We start from the raw sequence: 1,913 nt of genomic DNA, 5'->3' as shown, positions 1-1,913 counted from the left end.
GTTCAAAATTTAAAAATAAGCAACGAGCCTTAGAGAGTATAGACTCGTTGCAACAAAGCCATCACTAACTACTAATCACGTATTTAATAATCATAGTGCGAGTAATTGATCCATTCTCTTTAGAAGTTTCCTAATTTTTGAAGCTAATAGTCACAACAAGATACTCAAAGAAGAATAGATATACTGCTATTCCATTTAAGAAATGCACAAAAAAAGCAACCCCAAAAGAGTTGCTTTTTGTTCTGTTTATCTAAAATGATTCCTTATATATAAAAACAGATCACTCGGATTAGAGTGGATGGATTATAGTTTTCGAGACACTTTCTTAACCTCACGGCCTACGGCTAATGCTTTACGCTGCAAGCGGATAAGACTATCTTTATTATGGCTTTTCACAGCCAGACGAATCCCTAACTGATAGTGATGAAAAGCAGTCTGTAGATCGTGTGTTCGGAAGAAGTAATCTGCCAATGCCTCTTGGGTGATTGCATTATTTTCAACCTCTATCGCATGCGTGGCCCATGCTCTAGCCAACTCCAAGTGATGTCCTCGGTTGATCAATAAAGTGGCAGCCTTGGCATAAACCTTCCAATCATTTTTGGAAGCTCTAGCTACGGCCTGCTCTAACTTTTCTGCTGCCGCAGCTTCTGCCTTTGTTCCTTTTTTGTCAGAAGCAAAAGTGTTTAGGGAAAACAAGATACTGATCGTTAAGATAAGAAGTGAGATGAGATTCTTTGACGCTTTCATAATGATTATACTTTTTGGGATTAATTTGACACTAGAAATATTGACCCCTCTTACTGAGAAGTACTCGTTGTATTTAATTTGACACTTGCCCTTTATTAGGCCAATCTAATGCCACAAAAACACAACCACCTGATTAATAGTGATATATATCCAAGTATAATACTTTTAAACATCCATCATGTGATCGGAAACGAACAGATTTTTGGAAAAGTTGTACGGTTTAACAAAAAGTCTTTTTAGTAGTATCGCATTAATCCTCAAGAGCACTCTGAAGCATTGATTACATAAAAACAAAACCTTCTCTTCATTAAGATGACTTTACCCTAACAAATCACCCTTTTAAACTATTTTAATATGACAAATAAGCTTATTACATTATTCTCTCCATTTCTTTTTCTATTTCTTTGTAGTGCTAGTTGTGAAGATTTTCCTCCTGAAAACCCTGACCTTCCAGCAATTACCGCAGAGGGAGAAAACACTTTTGGGTGTATCATTGCTGATACCGTCTGGGTACCATGTTGCTCCCAATGGATAGGTGCAGGCTATCAACCCAAATTATTTACAACTGAAAGTGAGCATTTTTTCCACATTTCTGCACAACAAGTTGGTCATTCTGAAATATATCTAACTTTGCTTAAAGAAGATCTGTCGATAGGGGAAAGCCTTTTATTAGATAAAAAAGAGGATAGAATCAACAATAGTAAAGTTGTCGTATGGACAGATTATAAAAGTTCACACCCGAGTTATACTACTGAAATTCTCCGAGTACAACTGTCACGAATGGATAGTATACTAGCCGGAACCTTTGAATTTGATGCTGTGAATGGAGTTGGAGATACCATACAAGTACGTGATGGCCGATTTGACCTCAGAGTTCATGATTAAGAACCTTTTTCTTTAGAGATACGTACAGTACATTATCGAACTGTTGAATATAAACTATTAAAAATAAGCAATTATGATACTGGGTGTTTCAAAATGGTTATCCGTTAAATTGGGTTGGAGTGTTACTGTTATTAGAGTAGCATTTGTACTAGGCGTGTTATTCTTCGGGATAGGACTTGCTCCTTATCTTATACTGTGGGTGATCAAGATTTTTTCTAAAATCGAGTAGGAAGGTAGGGATTAGTTCCCTACCTGTCCTCTCACACCACCCTGCGTACGGA

Annotated in this window: 3 protein-coding genes; 2 read left to right on the top strand and 1 reads right to left on the bottom strand. The window is 36.9% G+C overall.

The genetic code is table 11. The annotated features are described in order from the left end of the window. Positions 1–303: 303 nt before the first annotated feature. Positions 304–747: a hypothetical protein gene (locus ABD985_RS21075; protein WP_345375307.1), complete on the bottom strand. Its 444-nt coding sequence runs from the start codon at positions 745–747 to the stop codon at positions 304–306. A 354-nt stretch (positions 748–1,101) separates the two neighbouring features. On the opposite strand from ABD985_RS21075, the gene ABD985_RS21070 reads away from it, so the two are divergent. After that, on the top strand, positions 1,102–1,632 hold the full coding sequence (locus tag ABD985_RS21070; protein WP_345375305.1) for a Riean_0653 family protein: 531 nt from the start codon (positions 1,102–1,104) through the stop codon (positions 1,630–1,632). Between the two features lie 73 nt (positions 1,633–1,705). Beyond that, complete coding sequence (locus ABD985_RS21295; RefSeq protein WP_425550448.1) at positions 1,706–1,861, top strand: PspC domain-containing protein; 156 nt, start codon at positions 1,706–1,708, stop codon at positions 1,859–1,861. The last annotated feature ends 52 nt before the right edge of the window (positions 1,862–1,913 follow it).

The sequence above is a fragment of the Algivirga pacifica genome, from assembly GCF_039543525.1.
Classification (GTDB): domain Bacteria; phylum Bacteroidota; class Bacteroidia; order Cytophagales; family Flammeovirgaceae; genus Algivirga; species Algivirga pacifica.
The sequence above is the reverse complement of the archived record's forward strand: the minus strand, read 5'-3'. Positions and strand labels throughout refer to the sequence as shown.